This is a genomic window from Streptomyces sp. A18 (assembly GCF_059026065.1).
Genome location: NZ_JBWLKL010000085.1, coordinates 1 through 7,623, shown reverse-complemented (window position 1 = coordinate 7,623; position 7,623 = coordinate 1). Strand labels below are relative to the sequence as shown.

Sequence of the window (7,623 nt, the reverse complement as noted above, 5' to 3'; positions counted from 1 at the left end):
CCGCGGAGCGGGTACCACAGCGCTGCGCGCTGTGCAAGCGAACACCCGCGCTGCGCGCGGGTGTTGCGCTCACGCTCCGCGTGAGCGTGGGTGGGGACGCTGCGCGTCCCCACCCAACTGGATTGCTGCGCAATCCAGTTGATGCCCCGTCCGCTGCGCTCCCGTGGCATGCGGGGGCTGCGCCCCCGTGGTGGCTTCCGCTGCGCTCCAGTCACCCAGGACGCTCCGCGTCCTCATGCACGTGCCACGCTGCGCGCGGCCCGCTCTCGGGCCTGACGGCCCTGCGGCAAGGGGTGTCGTCCGGGTTGTTGTGCGGGCGGTCGGGAACGAAGCCTTTGCTTCAAAATGAAGTGTGGCTTGAGTCTGGACTGGGTGGATCACCCCGATCCGCCTCCTCGATGATCAGTGACAACGTGGCGCACATGAGGAACGTGGTGGCATTCCGGAATCTGAACCAGACCGACAACCGGTCGTCACCGAGATGACACCACCATCGCGTCACAAAAACACGACCCCGAACCACACACCCCCAGGTCAAACCCACCGGCCTGCCCACCCATCCCTCATGCAGACCACTCCCACCCCCACTCAGATTCGCACACGCCGTACTCTGCGCAGATTCAGTGAGCCAACCCAACCACCAACCCGCTCAGTCAATCTGCACAACCCCCAGGTCACGAGCATGACGACTGCTCAGTTTCACTGATCGGTGACATCTGGGGTCTGTTCCCCTGGGGAACAGCGAGCCTGTAGTTACAACTTTGGGCTCGTTCCTCAGGGGAACGAGCCCAAAGTTGTAACTACTACTGGAGGTTGAGATGTTGTGCGAAGAGCAAAGCGCTTCCGATACCGACTCCAGTACCGAGTCCGATTCCGATTCCCAAAGCGATTCGCTTGCCGAGATTGATGGGCCACCTTGGGAAGTGGTGGACTACAAAGTGTAGACCGCCGAATCTTACTTCGAAGGAGGGTGGTCTGTCTTCAGGGAAGTTCCTGGATGTCATTCCCACTACTTTCCAGAATTGAGTGGTGAATCACTCCGGGTCTCTTCGTTATCTTCTCTACTTCTTGTTTCCTTCTTCGAGCTATACTGAGTCATAGTAGTTCCGTTCTTCAGTTCGGGATTGCTTTTAGGGAGTGCATCGTCACCCTTGGATGCTTGGCGGCTCTGGGGTGGGGTGCGCTCCCTCTTGCGTTCTTGCTGGTAGCCAGCGTACAGCGCGATTTGGGTGCTGCTCCCTGCTTGGGAATGCTCGGCCGTGAGGCTTTGGACCGTCATCGCGTAGCCCAAGATCACCTGTCTTGGGTGTCGTATCTTTGAGCTGCGGATATGAGAATTCGGCATATCACAGAAAGGCGAATATAACAATTTCGTAACGCGCTTCGAGGCCCCCAATTCTGCCTTATCTCAAGTGGTCTGCAGAAGGCGTACCTCGGTTAAGGAGTGCTCGGGCGACGGGGCACCTACCAAAATTCGTAGGTGCTTTCTAGGTCATCTTTGAAGGAGGCATGCCAACCTGACTGCTGCCCGACGTTGGCTATGTCTCTGGCGAGCTCCTTGTAGCGGGGCTTGCTCTTCTGGACAGTTCCGGTTCTCGTCGGGCGGTGTCGGACATGAGGCCTCACCTGGGGAGGGGGCTTCCTGGGTACAGAATCCGTCTCTTGGCCCTGGCGGGGCCGTTTGGTACTAGGGACGGTTTCCGGTTGCAGGTCGGCCAGAGCGAGCTGGCGCAGAAACTCTCCAGTAAGGATCACTTCGGAGAATCGTGTCGGTGCGGTTGTCTCAACGGTGAGGCGACGGCCCTCCTGGCCGGTGAGGGTGCGGATCGGATCCGAGTACATCGTCACAGGCCAGCGTTGCCGGCCGACCTCGCCTGAGTAGACGCTGCTTCGTGCCTGGCGCACGTTGGTTGAGGGCTCTTGTCCTTGCCGTTGGTCCTCATCGGCGCGTTCCCAGGCTCGGGTCCATTGTTGTAGTGCCTTGCCCTTCTCGCCGCAGATGCGGGCAAATGTGAGGACGAGGTCTTTGGTGATGTGGACGCTCGGGTTGGGCTGTAGGAGCCGCCAGATCGTTGAGTGCGCGAGTCTGTTTCCGGTGGCCTCGCTTGCCTTCTCCAGTTCCCTGCACGGGCGAGCGCCGTCCTTCCAGTACAGGTCTACCAGTGCCTCATGGAGCCCTGCGAAGTTGTGTACGTACCAGAGGCGCGGCGCTTGCGGCTGGTTACCGCGGCCCTGGTGGTAGCGAGCTCTCTTCCACAGGCGCTCTGCTGTGTCTGGATCGGATGAGCAGGCCGTGGCGAACGCGAGAACTGTGGCGCGGGTCGGTACTTTTGCGCCGGACACTGCTGCTCGCAGCGTTGTGGTGCCGCAGCCGGAACGGTCAGCGAGCTGCTGGATGGTCAGGGCGGCCTGCGTTCGTTCGTGGCGCAGCCACTGGCACAGCTTCTGGAGGTCGCGGCTGCACTTGAGAATTGGTTGTTCGCGGCGCCCCATGTCAGCTTCGCGCCATGGCAGTCGGTTTGGTCGTCCGAACGCGGCGGGCCAAGCGGATGCCGGTGTCCGTGGCCTCAGCCAGCAACACCAGCAGGGACAGGGTGGGCATTCCGAAGAGGGCGAGTGCCGCGGAGACCAGGACGACGACCACGATGATCACGACTTCCGGGGCGGTCAGTGGCCTGGTGGTCGGCAGAGACTGGGTGCCGGCGCACTGCGAGCAGGCATCAGAAACGGAATCGCGCAGAGACATGCGTGTGACCCTTCAGCTCGTTTGGCTCCCCAACTTGCGTGCGTGCACGGTCGGTTGCCGCCGACGGTGCACGTGTGGAAGACACCTGCCAGGCCGCGATGACCTCGTTCACGGCCTGCGTGCGGCAGCCGGGGAAGATCTGGCGCACGGCGCGGGGCTTGAGGAAGTGGCCAACACCGGTGTTGATCCTCTCGCCCCACCGCGTCACGTCGACCGCGCCGCCATCCAGCATCGGCCGCCCGGCGGGCAGGTAGACGCGGGTGACGAGCCCGGCCTGGTGGGTCACCTCGCCCAGCACACCGGCGAGGCCGGGGCCGGCGAACCCGGACACGAAGGCCCGCTGATGCCACAGCTCCCCCTCGTACGTGGCCCGTTCGCCGGGCTGGCTGCCCTCGGTGAGGAACCCGCCGCGGTTCGCCGCGCGCAACACCGGTATGAGCGGCCGGTCTCCTGATCGGGCCCGTCGTGGTGGCCGTTGGGATGTGAGGCGAGCACGCTGTCCTTGGCTGTCCGGAATACGGCCCCCGTGGAGGAAGAGCCCGCGTTGGAGCAAGCCGGACTGGCCGGACCTCTGCGGGACAAGGGCCCGGCTTCGGATGGCACGAGGCCACCTGGCTTTCAAGCGGCGAGGAAGAGGAAGAAGCAGCCTCTCTTGGTGAACAAGAGAGGTGTCGGGATGGGCCCGCAGTACCCCGGCACCTCTTGACCTGGTGAAAGCCGCGCAGGGTGATCGGGTGGTTGGCTGCCGTTGGGCAACCAGGCGAGCAACGTGGGAAAGCAACCCGGCAGCGCACTCCGGGAAGGCAACCCGGGAAGGCAATTCCCCGGCTGCGACACCGACGGAGCTCGGCGCCGCTGGATCTGACCAGAGCGGCCTACAGGCGTCGCCGGGCGCGGAGGGCTCCGGTGGCCACCCTGCCCGACGGGGTGACGTTGAGCGACGCCCGCCGCCTGGCCCTGACGTACTGGTAGACGCGAACTACGTGCCGTACTGGTCGCTCACCCCCGGCCGACTGGACGAGCTGCGGGCAGGGCTGGCCGCGAACCTGGGCATCCGGGCCCTGAATTCCAGCTGCTTCGTCACCGGGCCAATGGGACATGACCTGGTGTGGCGGTGCGCTGGAAGCTGCGGCACGCCGAGCGGGTCCGCCTGAAGACGCTGGTGTACGTATGGCCACACCGCAGCGTCGGCAACCTCAGCGAACTCGTGTACCTGCGCGCCTGACAGCGAGACCTGCCCTCTGAAGAAGGGCACTGACAGGTTCTCAGCTGGTCGGACGCCTCGAACACGGCGAGAGCCGCGAGGACTGCGCGCGCCGGTAGTTGGCCGAGGAGAACGGTTTCGCGCCCGCCACTGGGGCGTGCTTGGACCCTCGTACGCGATCACTATGCGCTCGACGGCCCGCATGCATCTCCACCGCGCGCAAGACCTCACACTCGGCGAACCTTCGCTGACCGACTTGGACCGCGCGGCGAACTTCCGACTCTCCTGGTGGACACTGTCCGACGCGATCGACGCCGCCGACCGCTTCCTCATGCCGATCGGCCCGCATGTTCGCGGCGCGTGCCCTCGCAACGTCTTGACCTCAACCTTGGTTGATACGTGAGGCTCGGCGTATGACGATCACCGAGTCCCAGACGATTCTCTTCCGCAACACCATGCGCATCACCGACGGGCACCTGGAGCCCTTCAAGCAGGCGATACGCGACGCCGTGGACTTCACCCGCGAGCACGGCCCCCAGCTCATGGTCGAGACGTTCATCGACGAGGACACCATGGAGTGCACCAGCTTCCAGCTCTACGCCGACTCCGATGCCATCCGCCGCCACTGGAAGATCAGCGAAGGCCACATCAGCGACGTCATGGACCACTGCACCGTCGCCCGGTTCGAAATCTTCGGCGAACCCGACGCCGACGTCATGAACGCCATGAGCGGCCCCGACGCTCGCGCCCAAGGGCTGGGGCAGGTGCCGCGCCTGGCCGGGTTCACTCGGCTCGCCCCCTCGTGACAGCCGACCCCCAACCGTGGCCAGGGGGCTCGGCTGTGTCTACGGGCTGCACGTGATGCGTGCGTGATCTCCCTGACTGCACCCGCGCCGTGAAGGTGCGACGAAGCTTCATCTGTCCCCCGTTGTTTCGAAGTGATGGACGACTGGCCGGAGACGCGTGGCCGGTCCGTGGGGAGAGCGCCGGAAAGGCCTGTGGGGCCACCAGGTGTCCCTGGTGGCCCCACAAGTGGTGGTGACTGACGCCCTGGCTGGGCGCCGCGTCTCAGCTCAGTGGTCGTTCACGCATCAGTGGTCGTTCACGAACTTGACCGTCTTCGTGCCGTTGACGAAGCCGCTGCTCGTGTGACTCATCAGCACGACGGTGACCTTGACGCCCTCGGGGATGTTGCGCTTCACGGGGAAGCCCTTACCGGTGGCGGACGAGTACGCGCAGTTGTTGCGGTCGTCGCCGTCCGTCAGCTTGAACCGCGACTTGCCGCCCCAGCCCACGGTGGCGCTGATGTACCCGCCCTTGAGCACGTCGCAGATGATGATCTCGTCGTTCTTCTCGTCGATGCCGTAGTCGGACGCCTTGATGCCGCCGCTTCGGTACAGGTGGCCGTCGTGCGTGGTTGCGGCGGAGGCGGTCCCGGCTGCGCCCAAGCTGATCGCGCCGGCGGTGGCGAGGGCGCCGACGGCGGTGAAAACTCGACGAAGTGTCACTTCAGTCCTTCTGTTGGGACGATCGATCGTGGACGATTCCCGACACGATCGATCAGGGTCGAATACCGAACGCTCACTCTTCTCGTCGGCGGTGCCGTGATCAATTCCGACGTCCGGATCGTTCGTGTGTTCGGTCAGATCGCTACGCCTCGATCACATGACGCGGACACTTTTGTTACACACGACATGCGTCCGTGGCACAAACCCTGGTCGACGATCCGGCGTACACGCGTCGGCCTTCCGGCGTACGTCTGCCGACGCCCCACCCCTCAGCGCGACAGCGGCGTGAACTGTACGGGCGCCCTGGCGCTGCGCTACATGCGCAAGTCCGGACAGCCCGTCAAGGCGCCGCCCGGCGCGCTCCCCGAACTCGTCACAGCCATCCGCGATCACAGTCTGCCCCTGCGCGGCACGGCAAGCCAGCTCCGCAGCTGGAGCGAAGGGTGACCTCGCCCGAGCAGCCGACGAGGCGCTCACGACGATGCCGGTCCCGGAGTTCCTAGCGTGGGCGAGTCATGACCATCGAGTTCGGGGGATCGCATGAGGTTGAAGCGGAAAGCGGCGCGTGCGGTGGCTGTTGTGGCGATCGCTGGCGGTGCGCTTGCGGTAGCTGGGGCGCCGTCCATGGCCGGTGAAGACGATGGCTCTCCTGGCAGCGGCAGTATCGCGCCTGCCGAACACGACTGGGGCGCTGCGCCGCTGATGGTGCACATCGAGCCCATGGGCGAGGACACCGGTTCTCCAGGCGGTACCGGCATCTCCCCGATGAGCGAGAACGACGGTGCACCCGGCGGTGGGAGTGTCGCGCCGATGGGCGATAACGACGGGGCCCCAGGCAGTGGGGGCGTCGCGCCCGCAGTAGACAACGATGGGACCGCCGACGCCTAAATGTGCAGTCAGCGCACTCGCAGCACCCTGGAGGTACGAGCACGCCGATAGCCGTCCCCCCGCCCGCCGGTTCGGGACGTGGCAGGGCGGACACGCGCACCACTATCAGGCGGCACAGGGCCGCGAAGGCCTACTCCACCGTGCCCTCCCCGTGCATGCCATCGCGATCAAACCCGGGTTGGACCTCAACGTCGACCTTGCTCAGCTGGTCTCGCGGGATAACGAAGGGCCCCCGTCGGCTCGGCTGCGTCTACCAGCCTGGACACCCCTTCGGGTGGCACTGCACGCGTTCGTCACCAAGCCCGGATCGGGAGCGGCGACATGCGGCGTGCGCGCCGTGGCCGTGCAACTGGACTGGATACCGTGCGGGGATGAGGGACAGACACACGCGCGAGCGACTGATCGCCGTGGAGCGGGACTGGGCAGCGGCAATCGTCTCCAACGACCCTGACCGGATCGGCTCGTTCATGGCGGACGACTGGGTGATCGTCTCCGGCCGGGGCGTCGGGACGCGGGACGAATTCCTTGACCACATCCGCTCCGGGGATTTGACCCACTCCGCGATGCAGAATGTCGATACGCCCCGCGTCCGCATTTACGGCGAGTCGGGCGACACGGCCGTGGTGACCGGGCGGATGACGAATACGGCGTACCACCGCGGGCAGCGGTTCGACGCCGACGAGTGGGTTACGGATGTGTTTGTGCGCCACGAGGGCGGCTGGCGCTGTGCGCTCACCCATCTCACCACGGCCGATCCTGGCTGAGCCCTGGCGAAGCACGGCAGACGAGACTTCCGATACACGCCCTAACGAGCTCGTGCACGGTTGGCGATCGGGCGTGATTGACCTGCCCCGTAGCGCGTTCCATCGCGGATGGAAAACGTCCGGAGCTGCGGTTTTCCAGCGTGGGTCACTGTTTGGGGCAAGCAGTGTGAGCCATCACGGTCGCCGTCGTTCACAAGGGCCGCAGCGACCGCACGCGTGAGGGCGATCGGCTGTCAGGGTGGGACGGGCTCCACCGGGGTTCGAGCTGCCGCACGCAGACAGTTACACCGCGTTCCACCCGCAATCGCGACACCTGACGCTCGCACGGCACGTTCCATCGTGCGCGCGGAGTTGGAGCGGGCACCGTCTGCCGACCCGGGCCCTTCCCCCACGCCCGCGTGACGCGCCCCCTTGGGGGCCGCCGGCCCGCCCAGCCGGTCGGGCCAGGCCGCCGCGCCGTTGAAGGCGATCGTCGCCGCCGTCAGGAGCCACGCCGTCTGGCGCAGCAGCGGG

The 7,623-nt window shown here is 65.4% G+C and carries 8 protein-coding genes; 4 read left to right on the top strand and 4 right to left on the bottom strand.

From position 1 onward, the window contains the following. Positions 1 to 1,464: 1,464 nt before the first annotated feature. The 3 genes from AC5P1C_RS43145 to AC5P1C_RS43135 are packed head-to-tail and all read right to left on the bottom strand — an operon-like array spanning position 1,465 to position 3,299. Positions 1,465 to 2,493, bottom strand: a complete 1,029-nt coding sequence (locus AC5P1C_RS43145; protein ID WP_493871490.1) for a helix-turn-helix domain-containing protein — start codon at positions 2,491 to 2,493, stop codon at positions 1,465 to 1,467. A 1-nt stretch (position 2,494) separates the two neighbouring features. Further along, positions 2,495 to 2,746 carry a hypothetical protein gene (locus AC5P1C_RS43140; protein ID WP_493871489.1) on the bottom strand — a complete coding sequence of 84 codons (252 nt, stop codon included), beginning with the start codon at positions 2,744 to 2,746 and terminating at the stop codon, positions 2,495 to 2,497. Continuing rightward, positions 2,721 to 3,299 (bottom strand): DUF6919 domain-containing protein, encoded by a 579-nt coding sequence (locus tag AC5P1C_RS43135; RefSeq protein ID WP_493871488.1) that lies wholly within the window; start codon positions 3,297 to 3,299, stop codon positions 2,721 to 2,723. The genes AC5P1C_RS43140 and AC5P1C_RS43135 overlap by 26 nt, the downstream gene beginning before the upstream one ends. 835 nt (positions 3,300 to 4,134) lie before the next feature. On the opposite strand from AC5P1C_RS43135, the gene AC5P1C_RS43130 reads away from it, so the two are divergent. Both AC5P1C_RS43130 and AC5P1C_RS43125 read left to right on the top strand, forming a co-directional pair. After that, positions 4,135 to 4,353: a hypothetical protein gene (locus AC5P1C_RS43130; protein WP_493871487.1), complete on the top strand. Its 219-nt coding sequence runs from the start codon at positions 4,135 to 4,137 to the stop codon at positions 4,351 to 4,353. A gap of 10 nt (positions 4,354 to 4,363) precedes the next feature. Continuing rightward, complete coding sequence (locus AC5P1C_RS43125; RefSeq protein WP_493871486.1) at positions 4,364 to 4,756, top strand: hypothetical protein; 393 nt, start codon at positions 4,364 to 4,366, stop codon at positions 4,754 to 4,756. 285 nt (positions 4,757 to 5,041) lie between these two features. Here the strand turns inward: AC5P1C_RS43125 and AC5P1C_RS43120 are convergent, their stop codons facing one another. Then, positions 5,042 to 5,458: a hypothetical protein gene (locus AC5P1C_RS43120; protein WP_493871485.1), complete on the bottom strand. Its 417-nt coding sequence runs from the start codon at positions 5,456 to 5,458 to the stop codon at positions 5,042 to 5,044. Between the two features lie 186 nt (positions 5,459 to 5,644). Here AC5P1C_RS43120 and AC5P1C_RS43115 point away from each other — a divergent pair, with 186 nt between their 5' ends. Both AC5P1C_RS43115 and AC5P1C_RS43110 read left to right on the top strand, forming a co-directional pair. Beyond that, the gene (locus AC5P1C_RS43115) at positions 5,645 to 5,905 is read left to right on the top strand and encodes a hypothetical protein (protein ID WP_493871484.1); all 261 of its coding nucleotides are present in this window, start codon (positions 5,645 to 5,647) and stop codon (positions 5,903 to 5,905) included. A gap of 812 nt (positions 5,906 to 6,717) precedes the next feature. Next, complete coding sequence (locus AC5P1C_RS43110; protein ID WP_493871483.1) at positions 6,718 to 7,110, top strand: nuclear transport factor 2 family protein; 393 nt, start codon at positions 6,718 to 6,720, stop codon at positions 7,108 to 7,110. Positions 7,111 to 7,623: the final 513 nt, after the last annotated feature.

Coding starts and splice junctions, on each gene's coding strand:
- AC5P1C_RS43125 (WP_493871486.1), top strand. CDS start 4,364: ATGACGATCACCGAGTCCCAGACGATTCTCTTCCGCAACACCATGCGC.
- AC5P1C_RS43140 (WP_493871489.1), bottom strand. CDS start 2,746: ATGTCTCTGCGCGATTCCGTTTCTGATGCCTGCTCGCAGTGCGCCGGC.
- AC5P1C_RS43115 (WP_493871484.1), top strand. CDS start 5,645: ATGCGTCCGTGGCACAAACCCTGGTCGACGATCCGGCGTACACGCGTC.
- AC5P1C_RS43145 (WP_493871490.1), bottom strand. CDS start 2,493: ATGGGGCGCCGCGAACAACCAATTCTCAAGTGCAGCCGCGACCTCCAG.
- AC5P1C_RS43130 (WP_493871487.1), top strand. CDS start 4,135: ATGCGCTCGACGGCCCGCATGCATCTCCACCGCGCGCAAGACCTCACA.
- AC5P1C_RS43110 (WP_493871483.1), top strand. CDS start 6,718: ATGAGGGACAGACACACGCGCGAGCGACTGATCGCCGTGGAGCGGGAC.